The 17,209-nt window shown below is 62.3% G+C and carries 13 protein-coding genes and 7 pseudogenes; 15 read left to right on the top strand and 5 right to left on the bottom strand.

What is annotated here, in order from left to right:
* Positions 1 to 18: 18 nt before the first annotated feature.
* From HWY30_RS32015 to HWY30_RS32005, 3 genes are all read right to left on the bottom strand, one after another.
* Positions 19 to 1,293 carry an NAD(P)/FAD-dependent oxidoreductase gene (locus tag HWY30_RS32015; RefSeq protein ID WP_090812469.1) on the bottom strand — a complete coding sequence of 425 codons (1,275 nt, stop codon included), beginning with the start codon at positions 1,291 to 1,293 and terminating at the stop codon, positions 19 to 21.
* A gap of 53 nt (positions 1,294 to 1,346) precedes the next feature.
* Positions 1,347 to 2,015, bottom strand: a complete 669-nt coding sequence (locus HWY30_RS32010; protein ID WP_090812470.1) for a haloacid dehalogenase type II — start codon at positions 2,013 to 2,015, stop codon at positions 1,347 to 1,349.
* 435 nt (positions 2,016 to 2,450) lie between these two features.
* Positions 2,451 to 3,929, bottom strand: a complete 1,479-nt coding sequence (locus HWY30_RS32005; RefSeq protein WP_090812471.1) for an aldehyde dehydrogenase family protein — start codon at positions 3,927 to 3,929, stop codon at positions 2,451 to 2,453.
* Positions 3,930 to 4,155: 226 nt separating this feature from the next.
* Here HWY30_RS32005 and HWY30_RS32000 point away from each other — a divergent pair, with 226 nt between their 5' ends.
* The 8 genes and pseudogenes from HWY30_RS32000 (at position 4,156) to HWY30_RS31965 (ending at position 12,332) form a co-directional block, all read left to right on the top strand.
* Entirely contained in the window at positions 4,156 to 5,037 is an 882-nt protein-coding gene (locus HWY30_RS32000; protein ID WP_090812637.1) for a GNAT family N-acetyltransferase, read from the top strand.
* A gap of 4 nt (positions 5,038 to 5,041) precedes the next feature.
* Positions 5,042 to 5,968 carry a 2-hydroxyacid dehydrogenase gene (locus HWY30_RS31995; protein ID WP_090812472.1) on the top strand — a complete coding sequence of 309 codons (927 nt, stop codon included), beginning with the start codon at positions 5,042 to 5,044 and terminating at the stop codon, positions 5,966 to 5,968.
* A 150-nt stretch (positions 5,969 to 6,118) separates the two neighbouring features.
* Positions 6,119 to 7,528: an aspartate aminotransferase family protein gene (locus HWY30_RS31990; protein ID WP_090812473.1), complete on the top strand. Its 1,410-nt coding sequence runs from the start codon at positions 6,119 to 6,121 to the stop codon at positions 7,526 to 7,528.
* A 44-nt stretch (positions 7,529 to 7,572) separates the two neighbouring features.
* Positions 7,573 to 8,070 carry an Lrp/AsnC family transcriptional regulator gene (locus HWY30_RS31985; protein ID WP_090812474.1) on the top strand — a complete coding sequence of 166 codons (498 nt, stop codon included), beginning with the start codon at positions 7,573 to 7,575 and terminating at the stop codon, positions 8,068 to 8,070.
* Between the two features lie 319 nt (positions 8,071 to 8,389).
* Positions 8,390 to 9,472 (top strand): tartrate dehydrogenase, encoded by a 1,083-nt coding sequence (locus tag HWY30_RS31980; protein WP_090812475.1) that lies wholly within the window; start codon positions 8,390 to 8,392, stop codon positions 9,470 to 9,472.
* A gap of 19 nt (positions 9,473 to 9,491) precedes the next feature.
* Positions 9,492 to 10,964 carry an NAD-dependent succinate-semialdehyde dehydrogenase gene (locus tag HWY30_RS31975; RefSeq protein WP_090812476.1) on the top strand — a complete coding sequence of 491 codons (1,473 nt, stop codon included), beginning with the start codon at positions 9,492 to 9,494 and terminating at the stop codon, positions 10,962 to 10,964.
* Complete coding sequence (locus HWY30_RS31970) at positions 10,961 to 11,938, top strand: M14 family metallopeptidase (RefSeq protein ID WP_090812477.1); 978 nt, start codon at positions 10,961 to 10,963, stop codon at positions 11,936 to 11,938. The genes HWY30_RS31975 and HWY30_RS31970 overlap by 4 nt, the downstream gene beginning before the upstream one ends.
* A 35-nt stretch (positions 11,939 to 11,973) precedes the next feature.
* Positions 11,974 to 12,332: pseudogene (locus HWY30_RS31965) on the top strand (cupin domain-containing protein).
* A gap of 248 nt (positions 12,333 to 12,580) precedes the next feature.
* Here the strand turns inward: HWY30_RS31965 and HWY30_RS31960 are convergent.
* Positions 12,581 to 12,844 carry a hypothetical protein gene (locus tag HWY30_RS31960; RefSeq protein ID WP_090812478.1) on the bottom strand — a complete coding sequence of 88 codons (264 nt, stop codon included), beginning with the start codon at positions 12,842 to 12,844 and terminating at the stop codon, positions 12,581 to 12,583.
* Positions 12,845 to 13,159: 315 nt separating this feature from the next.
* On the opposite strand from HWY30_RS31960, the pseudogene HWY30_RS41995 reads away from it, so the two are divergent.
* The 4 pseudogenes from HWY30_RS41995 to HWY30_RS31945 form a co-directional block, all read left to right on the top strand.
* Positions 13,160 to 13,308, top strand: a pseudogene (locus HWY30_RS41995) (Tn3 family transposase); the annotation flags it as partial.
* Positions 13,309 to 13,378: 70 nt separating this feature from the next.
* Positions 13,379 to 13,639, top strand: a pseudogene (locus HWY30_RS31955) (IS6 family transposase); the annotation flags it as partial.
* A gap of 823 nt (positions 13,640 to 14,462) precedes the next feature.
* Positions 14,463 to 14,907, top strand: a pseudogene (locus tag HWY30_RS31950) (IS6 family transposase); the annotation flags it as partial.
* A gap of 18 nt (positions 14,908 to 14,925) precedes the next feature.
* Positions 14,926 to 15,087 (top strand): annotated as a pseudogene (locus tag HWY30_RS31945) (Lrp/AsnC family transcriptional regulator); the annotation flags it as partial.
* A gap of 37 nt (positions 15,088 to 15,124) precedes the next feature.
* On the opposite strand, the gene HWY30_RS31940 reads toward HWY30_RS31945, so the two are convergent.
* Positions 15,125 to 16,075 carry a LysR substrate-binding domain-containing protein gene (locus HWY30_RS31940; protein ID WP_090812638.1) on the bottom strand — a complete coding sequence of 317 codons (951 nt, stop codon included), beginning with the start codon at positions 16,073 to 16,075 and terminating at the stop codon, positions 15,125 to 15,127.
* 142 nt (positions 16,076 to 16,217) lie between these two features.
* Between HWY30_RS31940 and HWY30_RS31935 the strand changes: the two are divergent.
* The 3 genes and pseudogenes from HWY30_RS31935 to HWY30_RS42550 form a co-directional block, all read left to right on the top strand.
* A pseudogene (locus HWY30_RS31935) lies at positions 16,218 to 16,701 on the top strand (isocitrate/isopropylmalate family dehydrogenase); the annotation flags it as partial.
* A 1-nt stretch (position 16,702) separates the two neighbouring features.
* Positions 16,703 to 17,028: pseudogene (locus tag HWY30_RS31930) on the top strand (cupin domain-containing protein).
* Positions 17,029 to 17,106: 78 nt separating this feature from the next.
* A partial coding sequence (locus HWY30_RS42550; RefSeq protein ID WP_176078942.1) for a helix-turn-helix domain-containing protein occupies positions 17,107 to 17,209 on the top strand: 103 nt, incomplete at its 3' end.

Raw genomic sequence — 17,209 nt, 5'->3', positions numbered from 1 at the left:
GGAACGCTGTCTGTCTGGTCAATAAAAGACATCTTTGATCTGATAATAGGCGCCTACCAGCGGCAAAAACCACGGCTTGCCCGTATGGCCCGGAATCGCCGGCCAGGCGAAGTCGCGCCATGGGTTCGCTGCGGCATCGCCGCCCATCACGTCGGCCATGACCTGGCCCATGTGCGTCGACATCTGCGTGCCGTGGCCGCTGTAGCCCATCGAAAAGTAGATGCCGTCGTGCTGGCCTGCGCGCGGCAGGCGGTCCGCCGTGATATCGACCAGCCCGCCCCAGCAATAGTCGATGCGCGCATTCGCGAGGCTCGGGAACATCTGCGCGAGGTTCGCCTTCAGGATGCGCCCGCTCTTCGCGTCAGACGGTTGCTCCGATGCCGTGAAGCGCGCCCGTCCCCCAAAGAGAAGCCGTGAGTCCGGCGTCACGCGAAAGTAGTTGTGCATCAGGCGGCTCGTCACATAGGAACGACGGTTCGGCAAAAGCTGCGCGAGCTCCGCCGCCGGCAACGGTTCGGTCACGACGATGAACGAACCGACTGGCGCCATGCGCCGCCGATACCATCCGAACGGCCCATGGCGCGACGGCCCCGTCGCGATCAGCACCTGGCTCGCGCGCAGTTCGCCGCGCGCCGATACGATGCGATGGGCGCCGCCTTCCTTTTCGATGCGCGTCACTTCTGCCTTGTCGAAAAGCCGCGCGCCGCTGCGGGCCGCCGCGTTCGCCAGCCCCACGGCGAACTTGCCCATGTGCATCTGGCCGCCGCGCTTTTGCAGCAAGCCGCCGTAGAAATTGTCCGAGCCGACTTCGCTGCGGATGCGCTCGCCGCCGATCAGCTCGACATCGACGTCGACCTCACGACGGATCAGTTCGGCGGTCTTTTCGAGGTGCGCCAGATGATGCGGCTTCGACGCGAGTTTCAGCTTGCCCGAAGCGAGGTAGTCGCAGTCGATCTGCTCCTCGCGGATCAGGCGCTCCACCGTAGAGACCGCTGCGGCATACGCCTGGTAACAGCCACGGGCGCGCTCTGCGCCGAGCTGCGCATGAAGCGCGACGTAATCCTGCGCCACGCCGGTGTTGCACTGGCCGCCGTTGCGCCCCGAGGCGCCGCCGCCGATGCGGCCCGCCTCGAGCACGGCAACCGCCGCGCCGCGCTTCGCGAGCGCCAGCGCCGCCGAGAGGCCCGTAAAGCCGCCGCCGATCACCGCGACATCGACGGGACCTTCGGCCGGTCCCTCGCTCACCGCGCGGCAGGCTGGCGCGGTGTCGAGCCAGTAGGAATCGAGCTTCATCGTGCGTCCTCGGTATGGCAATGGCGTGCGCAGTGGCGTTCCCGGATGCGTGCTCAGAGGCCAAGCAGCGTGGCAAGACCGCCGATGTCGTTGACCTCGTAGTAGTCGTAATACGGCGTGGACGGTTCGTGGCCTCGGTTGATGAACGCCTTGTGCTTCACACCCAGGTCGTGCGCGGTCATCAGGTCGTAGCGCAAGCTCGACGACACGTGCAGCACGTCTTCCGGATTGCAGTCCAACTGGTCGAACATGTACTCGAAGCCTTGCATGCGCGGCTTGTACGACTGCGCCTGCTGCGCGGTGAACACCTTATGGAACGGCGCACCGAGCTTGTCGACGTTGCTCTGGATCTGGTCGTCCGAGGCATTCGACAGAGCCACGAGCTTGTACTTCTTCGCGAGCCGCGAGAGACCTTCCGGGACGTCCGGGTGCGGGCCCCAGGTCGGTACGGCCAGATAGAACTTCTCGGCCTCGCTCTCGTTGAATGCAACGCCCATCCGCTGGCACGTGCGGCGCACCGAATTCACGACCACGTCGCGATATGGCTTCCATGCACCGAGCACTTCATCGAGCCGATAGCCGGCGAAGAACGCGACGAACCTCTCCATCTGCGCACCTTGCAAACGGTCCCCGTAAATCTCGCGAGCCAGCTCGGCCATGCGGAACTTCGTCAGCGTGCCATAGCAGTCAAAGGTGATGTACTTCGGCTCGAAATCGATCATGGTGATAGTCCTATCGTAAGGTGAACGTTGAAGTTCGGTGGCGAGTAAAAGAAACCTTCTTCCTGTCGAGTATTTAACCAGCGCAAAAAGTCAGGGTGTCGCTGATTTGAGTGGGCAAAAAACACAATCCATCTGTTGTTAGGGACTCTAACAGCACAGTCTGCGGTGAATGGCCCGAGACGGTTGCTGTGTCGGGTTTGTACTGAGTGAAGGTTCCATCGAGACGGTCGAACGCACTGCAATGTGCCCGGGCAAATCACGTTGGATGAACCATGGCTGCAATGCCTCGTGCGAGTCAGGATGAAACTGCCGCAGCGCCTGCAAGGCGTCCACCAACCGTGCTCACAGCCATTGTCGGAGAGACGGACGCACCGTCGATCGCCCTGTCGAGCGCGTGCGATTCCGATCCGCCGTCTCTCGGACCACAGAACAAGATCACGACCGCATGTCGATCAGCACACTCTTGAAACGCAGATTCGCTTCGTAAGCCTGCCGACCGAGATCCTTGCCGATACCGGAGCGCTTGTAGCCGCCCGTCGGGATGATGAAGTCGCTGGTTCGTCCGTAGCGGTTGACCCACACCGTGCCCGCTTCGATGCCACGCACGAAGCGCAGCGCGCGGCCGATGTCCGCGGTATGCACGCCCGCCGCGAGACCGTAGTCGGCGTGCTGGGCGAGTTCGAGCGCCTCGTCGTCCGTATCGAAGGTTTGCACCGTGAGCACGGGCCCGAACACTTCCTCGCGCACGGCTTCGGATTGCTGCGTGACGTCGGCAAGAATCGTCGGCGAGTAGAACGCGCCGGACATTCCGCCGTCCATGCGTTTGCCGCCGTAGCACAGAGTCGCGCCATGCTTGATGGTGCGCTCCACAATCGCTTCGACGCGCGCTGCCTGTGCCTCGGAGATGATCGGTGCCAGCGTGGTGTCCGGCCGCCAGGTCGCGCCAGCCCTTAGCTCCGCGAACACCTGCTGGATTCGTGCGGTCAGTTCGTCCGCAATCGAGCGTTCGACCAGCAGCCTCGAGCCCGCGTTGCACACCTGTCCTGCGTTGCCCGAGATCGCACCGGCGATGCGGCGCGCCACGTCGTCAAGGCGCGGCGCGTCCGCGAAAACGAGTTGCGGGCTCTTGCCGCCCAGCTCGAGCGTAACGGGCTTGGTGCCGCTCTCGGCGCACGCGGCCATGATTGCCGCGCCCGTGCGGGTGGAGCCGGTGAACGTCACCTTGCCGATGCGCGGGTGCCGCACGAGCGCGTCGCCCGTGGTGCGGCCGTCGCCCTGCACAACGTTGAAGATGCCCGCCGGCACGCCCGCGGCGACCGCGAGTTCGGCCAGGCGCAGTGCCGAAAACGGCGTCATCTCCGAAGGCTTCAGCACTACCGCGTTGCCCGCCGCCAGCGCGGGCGCGATCTTCCACGACGCCATTACCAGCGGAAAATTCCACGGCGCAATCGCGGCGATCACGCCATACGGCTCGGCGATCGTCATGCCCAGATGGTCGTGATCGGTTGCTGCCACGTCGCCGCCGATCTTGTCCGCGAACTCCGCGTAAAAGCGGATGCCTTCGGCCGTGAACGGCACGTCCCAGGCGAACGCATCACGGACCGGGCGTGTCGAGCCGAGCGCTTCGAGCGGGGCGAGCGTTTCAGTGTCGGCGGCAACCAGGTCCGCGAAGCGGCGCAGGATGCCGGCGCGCTCGCGCGGCGCCATGCTGGCCCAGCCGCTCGTCTTGAACGCGGCCCGCGAGTTCTCTACGGCACGGTCGATCATAGCGGCATCGGCGAGCGGCACTGTGGCATAGACGACGCCATCGGACGGCCGCGCCACGTCGATCCGCTGAGTACCTTCATCGACATAGCGCCCGCCGATGAAGTGTCCCCTGCGCACCACGATCTTGCCCGGATCGAAACTGTCCATTTGAGTCTCCCGTTCCCTTTGATTCATGCTGTGAATGTCGAAGAAATCATATGCCCGGCGGGTCCGCATATGTCACTGACAAAAAGCGCGATTCAGCAGATCGCGCGGGTTTTGAATGCCGCAACAGCGCGTTTTGCATCGAATTTGCGCGAGCTCAGTCAAGGTCGTAGACAACGCCGCATCGTAATGCGAGAGTGGCGGCGTGATTTTTTGCAAGGAGGCCGGCATGTCCGACCCAACGGAAACCCGCACGGAGAAGCTCGCGCTCTCATATCGGCCCTTCACCGACAACGACCTCGCCGCGGCTTATGCGCTATCGAGCCAGATCAACTGGCCGCATCGCGTGGATGATTGGCGCTTCGTCGCGCAGGCGGGCGAGGGGTTCGTCGCCGAAGACGCAAGCGGTGTCGTCGGCACGGCGCTGTGCTGGAAATACGGAGGCAACCATGCTTCGCTCGGCATGGTGATCGTGTCGCCTGAACGCCAAGGGCACGGCATCGGGCGCAAGCTGATGGAACTGTTGCTCGAAGCACTGGGCGACAGAACCACGCTGCTTCACGCCACCGTCGCCGGCAAGCCGCTGTACGAAAAACTTGGCTTTGCGCAGATCGGTACGATCAATCAGCACCAGGGCGCCGCCTTTCAGCCACCGCTGGTTTCACTGCCGCCGGGCGAACGGCTGCGCCCGCTCGGGGCGAACGACACCCCCCAGCTGATCGCGCTCGCCTCGCGTGCGAGCGGCGTCGATCGCAGTGCGCTGCTGCCGTCGCTGCTGGAACTCTCCGACGGTATCGCGCTGGATCGCGACGGCGAACTGCTCGGTTTCGCGCTGTTCCGGCGCTTCGGACGCGGCTACGTGATCGGGCCGGTGGTCGCGCCCGACTCCGAGGATTCGAGCCGCGCGAAGGCCCTCATCAGCCATTGGCTCGCACGCAATGAGGGGGTGTTCGTGCGCATCGATACGCCGGGCGAAAGCGCATTTTCCGAATGGCTCGATGGGCTCGGCCTCGTGCGCGTCGATACCGTGGCGAAGATGGCGCGCAACGGCTCGCTGCGCCCCGATGATGACGTGAGGCAATTCGCGATCATCAATCAGGCGCTCTGCTAACGCGATGACGTTTCTCTACAAGGCCGATCCGGCGCGCGGCGAACAATGGGCGCGACTCTTTGCGCAGAAAGCGCCGGAAATCGAGTTTCGCCTGTGGCCCGACATCGGCGACCCGGCTTCGATTCGCTATCTTGCTGCCTGGCAGCCGCCCGAAGACCTGGCGCGCATGTTGCCCAATCTCGAAGTGGTGTTTTCCGTCGGCGCAGGCATCGATCAGTTCGATCTGTCGCGTGTGCCGCAGCGTCTGCCAGTCGTGCGCATGATCGAGCCGGGCATCGTCCAGGGGATGGTCGAGTATGTGACCCAGGCGGTGCTCACGATCCACCGCGATCTGTTCGATTACGCGCAGTACCAGGCGGCACGCGAGTGGCGCGAGATGCCGGTGCGCGCGGCCGCCTCGCGGCGCATCGGCGTGCTTGGGCTGGGCGTGCTCGGCACCGCCGTGCTGGAACGCTTGCGACTGTTCGGCTTTCCGTGTGCGGGCTGGAGCCGCAAACCGCGCACGCTGGACGGCATCGATTGCTATGCGGGAAGCGAAGCGCTCACCGCGTTCCTCGCCCGCACGGATGTGCTGGTCTGCCTGCTGCCGCTCACCGAGGTGACGCGCGGACTCCTGAACGCGAAGCTCTTCGCTGCGTTGCCGCGAGGCGCGTCGCTCGTGAACGTCGGGCGTGGGCCGCATCTGAATCAGGACGATCTGCTCGCTGCGCTCGCGAGCGGCCAGCTTCGCAACGCAATCCTCGACGTCACCGATCCCGAGCCGTTGCCTGCCAGGCATGCACTGTGGGGGCATCCGCGGGTACGCATCACGCCGCACATCGCGAGCGCGACGCGGCTCGACACTGCGGTCGACGTGGTGCTCGACAACATCCGCCGCCATTGCGCCGGCGAGCCGCTTCTGGGTGAAATCGACCGCAGCCGCGGCTATTAGATCCGCCAGGACGCCCGCAGCAGAAAATGCTGCGAGCGCATCATAAAACGCGGCATCTGCGCTTTTACAGCGATGTTTTGACGGCACGTTCACATGCGCTCACCCGGTATGATGGATTCCTCCACAGCCCGCCCCGATACGGAACCCACCATGCCGATTCAATCACTCATCGACGCTGACCGCAGGCATCTGATCCACCCGGTAGTCAGCTATCGCGCGCACGAAGCGCGTGGCGTAACCATCCTCGATTCCGCGCACGGCGTGTTCCTGCGCGATATTCAGGGCAACGAACTGCTCGATGCGTTCTCAGGCCTCTGGTGCGTGAACGTCGGTTACGGGCAGGAAAGCATTGTGAGAGCCGCCAGCGAGCAGATGGCGCGCCTGCCCTATGCGACCGGATACTTCCACTTCGGCTCCAGGCCGGCAATCGAGTTGGCCGCCAGGCTCGTCGAACTGTCGCCTGCTTCGCTGCAGCACGTGTATTTCACGCTCGGCGGCTCCGACGCCGTCGATTCTGCGCTGCGCTTCATCACGCATTACTTCAATGCGACAGGCCGTGCATCGAAGAAGCACATCATCGCGCTCGAGCGCGGCTATCACGGCTCGTCGTCGATCGGTGCGGGGTTGACTGCGCTGCCGGTGTTCCATCGGAACTTCGACATGCCGCTGCCGAATCAGCATCACATCGCGTCTCCCTATGCGTACCGCAATACGTTCAAGGATGACGCCGCGCTGATCGCCGCGTCGGTCGCCGCGCTGGAAGCGAAGGTTGCAGCACTCGGCGCCGAGAACGTCGCGGCGTTCTTCTGCGAGCCGATCCAGGGCTCCGGCGGGGTGATCGTGCCGCCCGTCGGCTGGCTCAAGGCGATGCGCGAAGCGTGCCGCAAGCTCGACATTCTGTTCGTCGCCGACGAGGTCATCACCGGGTTTGGGCGAACCGGCCCGTTGTTCGCGTGCGAGGCTGAAGACGTCGAGCCTGACCTGATGACAGTCGCGAAAGGGCTCACCGCCGGCTACGCGCCGATGGGCGCCGTGCTGATGTCCGATGCCGTGTACCAGGGCATCGCGGATGGCGGCGATGCGTCGGCGGCGATCGGCCATGGCCATACCTACTCGGCGCATCCGGTGAGCGCCGCGATCGGCCTCGAAGTGATACGGCTTTATCGCGAAGGCGGCCTGCTCGCCAACGGCGTCGCACAGGCGCCGCGCTTCGCGCAGGGGCTCGACGCGCTGCTCGCGCATCCGCTCGTCGGCGATTCTCGTCACCGGGGGCTGCTCGGCGCGCTCGAACTCGTGTCGGACAAGGGGACGAAGCAGGGCTTCGATCCGTCACTCGGCCTGCCTGACCGGATCGCGACTGCAGCCTATAAGAACCGCCTGGTGTTCCGCGCCTTCGGCGACAACGTGCTTGGCTTCGCGCCTGCGCTTTGCTATTCGGAAAGCGATTTCGAACTGATGTTCGAGCGGCTCGAGAAAACGCTCGACGACGTGCTCGCGCAACCCGACGTGCGTGCCGCACTGCGATCCCGCCCCGAGGCCGCAAACCGCGCGGTTGCGTGATAAGATCGGGAACAACTTCGAAATGTGGCATAGAGACCATCACCATGAGCACCGGCTGCAAGCTCGATCGCCTCGATCTACGGATACTTTCGCAACTGCAAAAGAGCGGCCGTATCACCAACGTCGAGCTTGCCGATGCGGTGGGTCTATCGCCGAGTCCGTGCCTGATCCGCGTGAAGCGGCTGGAGCAAGCGGGTTATATCGTTGGATATGGCGCGCACATCCAGCTGGAAAAGCTCGGCGATGTGCAGGTGGTGTTCACCGAAGTGACACTCACCGACCATCATCGCGAGGACTTCATCGAGTTCGTGGCGGCAATCCGCAATGTCGACGAGATTGTCGAATGCCATCTGGTGAGCGGCGGATACGATTACCTGCTCAAGTTCGTGACGCGCAGCGTCAGTCACTATCAGAACATTATCGAACAACTGCTCGAACGCAATATTGGCATCGAGAAGTACTTCAGCTACGTGGTCATCAAGTCGCCGTTCGTGAAGATGCACTATCCGCTCGAGACGCTCTTTTCGCACAACGACCGGTAAGGCGTAAAGTTCGGGCCACTGGCGCTGTCTTTGCGAAAACCCGCGTCAATCCTCACACACCATGCGAGCCGCACGGCAATACCGCTCATGCGCTGGTCTTACGGGAACGGCGTGCCTCGACGCGCAGCTGCCGGGTTGCCGCCGCTTGGCCCCTTCCCTTCGCCTTGCCGGCGACAAAATGGAGGCGCGCAAATCGCCGTGCCTCGGCAGTCCATTCGCGACGAGCAGTGACTTTGCGTCGATCCGTAGTGGTACTAATCAAAAACACGAACCTGACTTTGTTGAAATTGATCTCTAACGACTTGAAGCGGAGACTCGCATGAATCGCAGACCATACCGTATTGCGGTGATTCCCGGCGACGGCATCGGCAAGGAAGTAATGCCCGAAGCGCTGCGCGCGCTTGACGCCGTCAGCCAGCGTTTCGGCATCGGCCTCGAATACACGCATATCGAATGGGCGAGCTGCGACTACTACGCACAGCACGGCCAGATGATGCCTGACGACTGGAAGGCGCAGCTCGCGAACGCCGATGCGATCCTGTTCGGCGCCGTCGGCTGGCCGGACACCGTGCCCGATCACGTCTCGCTGTGGGGCTCGCTGCTGAAGTTCCGCCGCGAGTTCGACCAGTACATCAATCTGCGTCCCGCGCGTCTGTTCGACGGCGTGCCGTCGCCGCTCGCCAATCGCAAGCCGGGCGACATCGACTTCATGATCGTGCGCGAGAACACCGAGGGCGAGTATTCGTCGGTGGGCGGGACGATGTTCGAAGGCACCGAGCGCGAAGTCGTGATGCAGCAGTCGATCTTCACGCGCAAGGGCTCCGAACGCGTGCTGAAGTTCGCGTTCGATCTCGCACAGCGCCGGGAGAAGAAGATCACGGTGGCGACGAAGAGCAACGGCATTTCGATCAGCATGCCATGGTGGGACGCGCGTGCCGCCGAAGTTGCCGCGCTTTATCCCGACGTGGCGTGGGACAAGCAGCACATCGACATCCTGTGCGCGCGCTTCGTGCTGCAACCGGACCGCTTCGATGTCGTCGTGGCAACCAATCTCTTTGGCGACATCCTGTCGGACCTGGGCCCCGCTTGCACGGGCACGATCGGCATCGCGCCGTCGGGCAATCTGAACCCGGACCGCGCGTTCCCATCCCTGTTCGAGCCCGTGCACGGATCGGCGCCGGACATCGCCGGCAAGAACATCGCCAACCCGGTCGCGATGATCTGGTCGGCGGCGATGATGCTCGACTTCCTCGGCAATGGTCAGGGCGCCGAGCGCAAGGCCCACGATGCGATGCTCGTTGCGATCGAAGCCGTGCTGAAGGAAGGACCGCATACGGGCGACCTCGGCGGGCGCGCAAACACGACGGATGTAGGCAAGGCGGTTGCCGCACGGCTTGCCTGACATTGCAAAGGAGCTTCTGATGAGCAAGACATATGCACTGAGCGATCTGATTCGCGCGGATAATTTCATCGACGGCCAATGGGTGCCCGCCGCGAGCGGCAAGCGCTTTGCGGTGACCGACCCGGCCACAGGCGAACGGATCGTCGAGGTGGCCGACAGTGGGCCCGCCGACGCGCGCGCCGCGACGGATGCCGCCGCACGCGCCTTCCCCGCATGGCGCGACGCGCTGCCGAAGGAGCGCGCGGCGGTGCTGCACCGCTGGCACGACCTGATGATCGAGAATGCCGACGAACTCGGCCGACTCATCTCGCTCGAACAGGGCAAGCCGCTTGCGGAAGGGCGCGGCGAGGTGCTGTATGGCGCCTCGTATGTTGCATGGTTCGCCGCGGAAGCCACGCGCGTCTACGGCGACATCATTCCGAACCAGCAGCGCGGCAAGCGCATGACGGCGGTGAAAGAGCCCGTGGGTATCGTCGCTGCGATCACGCCCTGGAACTTCCCACTGGCGATGATCGCGCGCAAGATCGCGCCCGCGCTTGCGGTGGGCTGCACCGTCGTCGGCAAGCCGGCCGAGGACACACCGCTAACCGCGCTCGCGCTCGTGCTGCTCGCGCACGAGGCCGGCGTGCCGGCGGGTGTGCTGAACCTGATCACGGCATCACGGGAGAACGCCGTGCCCGCCGTGGCCGACTGGCTCGCCGACAGCCGCGTGCACAAAATCACGTTCACCGGCTCGACCGCGGTGGGCAAGTATCTGGCTCGCGAGTCGGCAGGCACGCTCAAGAAGCTCTCGCTGGAACTCGGCGGCAATGCGCCGTTCATCGTATTCGACGACGCCGACCTGGACGCGGCCGCAACCGGTCTTATGGCGGCCAAGTTCCGCAATGGCGGACAGACCTGCGTGTGCCCGAATCGGGTGTACGTGCAATCGGGCGTGTATGAGAAGTTCGCCGATCTGCTCACGACGCGCGTGGCGGCCCTGAAAGTCGCACCCGCCACCGATGCGGCCGCGCAGATCGGCCCGATGATCAACGCGCGCGCCATCGACAAGATCGGCCAACACGTCGACGATGCCGTGAGCCGTGGCGCGCGGGTGCTGACGGGCGGCAGGCGCCTCACGGAACTCGGCCCGAACTACTACGCGCCCACCGTGCTGGCGGACGCAACCAAGCAGATGCAGCTCAGCTGCGAGGAGACGTTCGGGCCGGTGGCGCCGCTTTTTCGCTTCGATACCGAGGACGAAGCCATCGGCGCCGCCAACGACACGCCGTTTGGCCTCGCCTCTTATTTCTATAGCCAGGACGTGCGCCGCATCGACCGCGTCGCGCGACGGCTCGAAGCCGGCATCGTCGGCATCAACGAGGGCGCGCTTGCGAGCGAGGCCGCACCCTTCGGCGGCGTGAAAGAATCGGGTTATGGCCGCGAAGGGTCCAAATATGGGCTCGACGACTATCTGTCGATCAAATATCTCTGCCAGGGTGGACTCGAATGAGCACGCCCGCCTATCCGATCGAAGTCGCGTTCCCCGATATCTCGATGCACGAACGCAGCGGGACCGGCATTCCCTACCTGCACACGTTCGACTCGGGCGTGCCCGGAGCGCATGTGATGATCAATGCGCTCACGCATGGCAACGAGGTATGCGGCGCGATCGTGGTCGATGCGCTGCTGCGCGCGAAATTGCGGCCGCGTCGCGGGCGTCTGACGCTCGTCTTCGCGAATGTTGCAGCCTATCGGCGATTCGATGCGGCGAACCCCGACGCCGCACGTTTCGTCGACAGGGATTTCAACCGCGTGTGGACGGCGGAAACGCTCGACAACGCTGCGCTCGATTCGAACGAACTGCGCCGCGCACGCGCGATGCGGCCTGTGATCGATACCGTCGATCTGCTGCTTGACCTGCATTCGATGCACGAGAAAAGCAAGCCGTTGATCGTCGCAGGGTCGCTCGACAAAGGCACCGCGCTGGCGGAAAAACTTGGCACGCCCGCCACCGTGATCTGCGACGAAGGTCATCCAGAAAGCCGCCGCATGCGCGATTACGAAGGCTTCGGCGATCCGCGCAGCGAGAAGAACGCGCTTTTGATCGAATGCGGCCAGCATTGGGAAACGGGCGCGGTGGCCGTTGCGCGCGATGTGACGGCACGCTTTCTGGTGTTGTCGGGTGTCGTCGAGGCAGCCGACCTGCCTGACGACTGGAGCATGCCGCTGCCCGATGAAATGCAGATCGTGCGCGTGACGGAGCCCGTTGTCGCGAAGAGCCTCGACTTTCGCTTCGCCGATAACTACACGGGGCTGGAAGTATTTCCCGATGCGGGCAGCGTGATCGGCTGGTCGGACAGCGAAGCCGTGCGCACGCCCTATCGCGATTGCATTCTCGTGATGCCTTCGCTCAGGCAGTTGCGCGAGGGCGTGACGGTCGTACGGCTTGGCAGGATCGAACGGCGCTCGGCAAGGCCTCAATAGCTCTTTTTCATTCCACTCGTCGATGGATATGAGACATGAAAGTCCAGCAGATCAAACAAAGCATCGCATTACAGGGACTGGAAGACTGGGGCACGGCCGGTCTTGCCGGCACACCCGAGATCAGGGTATCAGGGATGCAGAAGATAATACCGGGCAGCGAAGCGATCGACGCGGGCATCTTCGAATGCACGCCCGGCACCTATCGGCGCTCTGTCAAGCAGGCTGAGGTGATGCACCTTCTCACCGGCCGTGCCGCTTCATGCCTGACGGCGAAGACACGATCCACTTTACGGACGGCGACACGTTGCTTTTCGAAGCCCACACGGATGGCACATGGGAAGTCGAAGATACGATGCGCAAGATCTATGTCATTTTCTCACCATCCGTATGGTGAGCCCTCGTTGCGCTGATGCCCCGCGCAGTGGGACAGATCAGATATTCACAAACCAGCGATAGCGCGGCCCAAACCCCCGTGCCCGGCCGCACAAGTGCTGCAATACGTCCGACTCCATGGCATCACGTGTTCGAAAAATCCCGCAGACGGTGACAGGCAAGCTCTCCAATCGGACGCTTACCGACCTGTCTCTTCGCAACCATCTGAGTCTCATCGTTCTGACTTCTGAGCACGGCGCCGCATTTCACCTAGGGACTATCGTTCGAACGATGTTTGCGTCTCTCTATTTGTTTGACGCGGGCTTCGGCGACGGGAATCTTTCCATATATACCGACGCCGACGTCGAACTCGGTGGGCTGGCAATTTCCCGAAACCCCGAATGCCGCTACAGGCTCGGATCGCGTGCAGTCGAAGCTACGGCGCGCCTGCTTGAACTCTACGATAGCCAACTCCGGACGGCACCACTTCGTGAGCTGATCGCGGCCCATCACCGCGCCGAGCGCAATTTCCAAGCATCTCCCGAGCGACGATTGTCTATTTCGGCACTCGTTCAAGGATGCGGGCGAAGGCCACGTAAAGGGACAACATGGCCCTCGATACTGAATGCTTGATCGTTAACAAAGGACCGTATTCAGCAGCAGACTCCTTTCGGCGACACGTGAGAGGTTCGGAGCGTCGCGATGAACCGTCGCGTTGCTCGTTTTTTGCGCGACATCCTCAGCGTGGCCGCACTCTCTGGAACAGGCAACGGCGTTCGTACAGTTGCTGACCGATGAGGGCTTTCCGTCGCATCACGATGCGCGAATCAGTTTGCTGCTGCGGCCGGCGAGCAGTTCAACGACTTCGCGCAGTGGCTGATGTTCGGCGGCGAAGGCATTATCGCGGAAATTGTCCAGCACGAGCAGCGCAAGGTGATCAAGTACAACACCTCGTCGCGAACATGGTGATCCTGTACAACGTGCAGTGGATGTCGCGTAAGCGGTTGTGTCGCAATAAGAGATGGATGGTAGAACTCCGGCGATACAAGGTCGCCGATGAGAGAATCGATGAAGACGCTGAACCCGGCGTTGGCCAAAGTACTGAAACGCTTGCACTATCCGATGGAGGTGATTCTGAGGTGCGTGCGCTGGTACGTCGCGTATCCGCTGAGTCTGCGTCATCTTGAAGAAATGATGGCCGAACGTGGGATCGCAGTCGATCATTCGACCGTCCATCGCTGGGCGCTCAAGCTGTTGCCGGTACTGGAGAAAGCGTTTCGCCGCTGCAAGCGGCCAGTTGGAAAGAGCTGCCGCATGGATGAGACGTACAGTACGCCCAGCCAACGTAGCCTGCCTGCACGGGGGTGAAGTTGCTTGAGCATGTTTGGAATGAAAAACCCGGAGAAGTTGATGTTGTAGTACCGGGGCATGCCCTTCTTCTGCTGCGAGAGGAAGTGAGCCGAAGCGGCGGTGACTTGCCGACACTGGCAAGGTGACGAAGTCCGTGGGAAACGGGGCTTGCGGCGAAGCGGTTACGCCAAGATGAGCCTCCAGGCTGAGCATGGGACGGTTGAGGAACACGAACCTGTTAAACCGCATCTGAGGGTTGAATCGTCACCCCTGCCTACGCCGCTTAACAGGCAGGACGCGGATCGTTGCCGATCATGTGTACGGCCCGGCAACGCGAATGCTGACTGGATATGTAGGCCCATCAGCAGGGAGCCATGGAGAGCGCGCAGCTAGGCCGTGGTATTCGCGACGACTTGCGGCAAGCAAGGATAAAGACTGCGACAGGCAGCCTCGCCCGTGCGCTTGAGTCCAGCATGTGAACTGGGGAAGGCTTGCACATCTGTTAAGGGAGTGTGCCCCCGATGATGTGCAAGCTGGCGGAGCCTCCGTAGTAGTCCGAGGTCGGGAAAGCCGGCCACATGGCGAAGGGAGGCAGTTGAAGTGGTTTGCCTGGTTGATTAACTGACGGTAGTGAGGTGAAGACCTTCGATAACCAGTGAAATACAAAGCAAACTGGCGGCACGGTAGCATGGTGTCGCCTTCGATTAGACCGACACTTCAGCGGAGAGCCGGATGCGCTGAGAGGCGCACGTCCGGTTCGGGGAGGAGAGGCAGGGAATAGTTCGACTACGCCCTGTCTCTTACTCCACTCCGCGTCGAGGGCGACTGGAAATACCTCTACCGCGCCGTTGACAAGGATGGCAACACAAGATTTCCTGCTGCGCGCCCATCGTGACAAGACTGAAGCCCAGCGCTACTTTGAAAAATCGATCGCCCAGAATGGCGTGCCCGAGACGGTGACTATCGACAAAAGCGGTGCCAATCTCGCCGCGCTCGAAGCGATCAATGCTAATCGTGAAACGCCTATCAAGATCCGCCAGTCCAAATATCTCAACAACCTCGTCGAGCAGGACCATCGGGCGATCAAGCGGCGCACCCGGCACATGCTGGGCTTCAAGAATTTTCGCTGTGCCCGGATCCTTCTGGCCGGCATTGAGCTTATGCACGTGATCGCGAAAGGACAGATGAAGTGCGCTCGCGGAACCGATCCGTCCGCCGCTGATCAATTCTACGAGCTCGCAACATAAGTAGTACTTCGCATATGGATATCGTTCGTCCATCGATCCTTACCGCGACAAAACCTTGTGGAAGGTCTGCTGGAACGCGATATCGGCATCGACAAATACTTCAGCTACGTGATTATCAAGTCGCCATTCGTGAAGAGTCACTACCCGCTCGAAGCACTGTTCTCGCAGAACCATCACTAGGTGTGAGCTTTACCCGTGATCTCCTGGAGCTTGCCGCTTAACGCGCGGCAGGTCCGGCCATGTTCACGCCGGCCGCATCGTCAGCCGCAGGCCTCCATTGCGCGAATTCGTCGCTTAGGAAGTCGACGCATACCCGCACTTTTGCGGACTGAGCGAGCCGCGCCGGGTACACCGCCCACAGGTTCGCGGGTTGCGCGACTTCGGGAAGAATCTGCTGCAACTGGCCGCTGTCGAGCAAGGGCCGCACGTCCCACATCGAACGCAACACGATGCCACGTCCGGCCAATGCCCATTGCACCGCCACCTCGCCGTGATTGGTCGACAATGGTCCCGTGACCTTGATCGACGTCGTTTCGCCGCGCACCGTCAAGCGCCATAGACCGAAGGGATGATCGCGCTCCTTGATCGGGAGACACGCGTGCGAGGACAGATCGGCGACTTGCCGCGGCGTACCGTAGCGCGCGAGATAGCCGGGCGATGCGCACAGCACGCGGTGATTCGACGCGAGCCGTTTGGCAATCAGATGCGGGGCGATCTCGTCGCCGATGCGGATATCGAGGTCGAAGCCTTCCCCGCCCACGTCGACGAGACGGTCGAACAGATCGAGCCGCACGCTCAGTTGGGGATAGTGTTCGGAAAAGCGCGCAAGCGCGGGCGCAACGAAGCGCCGGCCGAAGCCGAAACTGCTGGAAATGCGCAGCTTGCCACCTGGAATGCGGCGGGTCGTGGACACGTCCTCCACCAGTTGATCGACATCGTCGAGAATCCTTTCGGCCCACGTGTAGACCCGCTCACCCGCTTCCGTGATCGCGACCCGCCGCGTGGAACGATGCAACAAACGCGTACCGAGCGTCGTCTCGAGCACATTGATGCGTTTGCTGACATACGCCGCGGACACCGACAGCGCCTCTGCCGCTGCGCTGAAGCTCGATCTGCGCGCCACTTCGCAAAACACACGCAGATCGGGAAGATCGGGTGACGGGTTGATATTCATAGGTCGCCTGGTCGCCAACACAGTTGTCCACGAATCGTGCACAGTGGCTTAACTAAAGAGATCATTTTAGTCGCAAACAACAGGAATAAAATCACTATTCTCGAACCGCTCAGCAGCCTCAAGCAAGGAGCAAAGCATGTCGAAGAAATATCGCATTGCAGTCATACCCGGCGACGGCATCGGTATCGAGGTGATGCCGGAAGCCATTCGCGTGCTGGACACGGCGAAGAAACGCTTCTGCATCGAACTGGAATATCAGCACATTGAATGGGCGAACTGCGAGTACTACGCAAAGCACGGCAAGATGATGCCGGACGACTGGAAAGCCCAATTGCAGTCCGCCGACGCGATTCTGTTCGGCGCGGTGGGCTGGCCGGACACAGTGCCTGACCGTATCTCGCTGTGGGGCTCGCTGCTGAAGTTCCGGCGCGAATTCGACCAGTACATCAACCTGCGCCCCGCGCGCCTCTTCGCCGGCGTGCCTTCGCCGCTCGCGGGCCGCAAGGCGGGCGACATCGATTTCTGGATCGTGCGAGAAAACACCGAGGGCGAATATTCGGCGGTGGGCGGCGTGATGTTCGAAGGGCACCGAGCGTGAGTTCGTGCTGCAGAAATCCGTGGGTGCAACAGATCAAACATAGCATCAGTCTGCAAAACCTGGAAGACTGGGGTACGGCGGGTCTGCCCGGCACCTCGTCGGTCGCCGTGTCGGGCGTGCAGTGCGTCATCAAGGGCAGTGAGGCAATCGACACCGCATTTTCGAATGCACGGCGGGCGCCTACCGCCGCTCGGTGAAACATGCGGAAGTGATGCACTTCCTGGCGGGGCGCGGCCGCTTCACGTCCGATGCCGAAACAACGATCCATTTCACGGCGGGCGACACGCTCTTTTTTGAAGCCGATACGGAAGGACTATGGGGGGTCGAGGAAACGATGCACAAGGTGTAGGTGATCTTATAGACTACGGCGTTAAAGTGGGCGCGATCAAATTTGAAGTGCAACACCTTGCTCGTGTAAGGTGTGCCAATGCAAAAAAGAAGTTACCAACAACTGCAGCCTGAAGAACGCATGACGATTGCAAGCATGAAGCAGCAGGGTTCGAGTGTTCGGGCCATGGCCCGAACACTCG

Source organism: Paraburkholderia tuberum STM678 (assembly GCF_902833905.1).
GTDB lineage: Bacteria > Pseudomonadota > Gammaproteobacteria > Burkholderiales > Burkholderiaceae > Paraburkholderia > Paraburkholderia tuberum.
Note: the sequence above shows the minus strand (reverse complement) of the source record. Positions and strands in the feature narration are given on the sequence as shown.

Coding starts and splice junctions, on each gene's coding strand:
- HWY30_RS32010 (WP_090812470.1), bottom strand. CDS start 2,015: ATGATCGATTTCGAGCCGAAGTACATCACCTTTGACTGCTATGGCACG.
- HWY30_RS31970 (WP_090812477.1), top strand. CDS start 10,961: ATGAGCACGCCCGCCTATCCGATCGAAGTCGCGTTCCCCGATATCTCG.
- HWY30_RS32000 (WP_090812637.1), top strand. CDS start 4,156: ATGTCCGACCCAACGGAAACCCGCACGGAGAAGCTCGCGCTCTCATAT.
- HWY30_RS32005 (WP_090812471.1), bottom strand. CDS start 3,929: ATGGACAGTTTCGATCCGGGCAAGATCGTGGTGCGCAGGGGACACTTC.
- HWY30_RS31995 (WP_090812472.1), top strand. CDS start 5,042: ATGACGTTTCTCTACAAGGCCGATCCGGCGCGCGGCGAACAATGGGCG.
- HWY30_RS31990 (WP_090812473.1), top strand. CDS start 6,119: ATGCCGATTCAATCACTCATCGACGCTGACCGCAGGCATCTGATCCAC.
- HWY30_RS31975 (WP_090812476.1), top strand. CDS start 9,492: ATGAGCAAGACATATGCACTGAGCGATCTGATTCGCGCGGATAATTTC.
- HWY30_RS32015 (WP_090812469.1), bottom strand. CDS start 1,293: ATGAAGCTCGATTCCTACTGGCTCGACACCGCGCCAGCCTGCCGCGCG.
- HWY30_RS31980 (WP_090812475.1), top strand. CDS start 8,390: ATGAATCGCAGACCATACCGTATTGCGGTGATTCCCGGCGACGGCATC.
- HWY30_RS31985 (WP_090812474.1), top strand. CDS start 7,573: ATGAGCACCGGCTGCAAGCTCGATCGCCTCGATCTACGGATACTTTCG.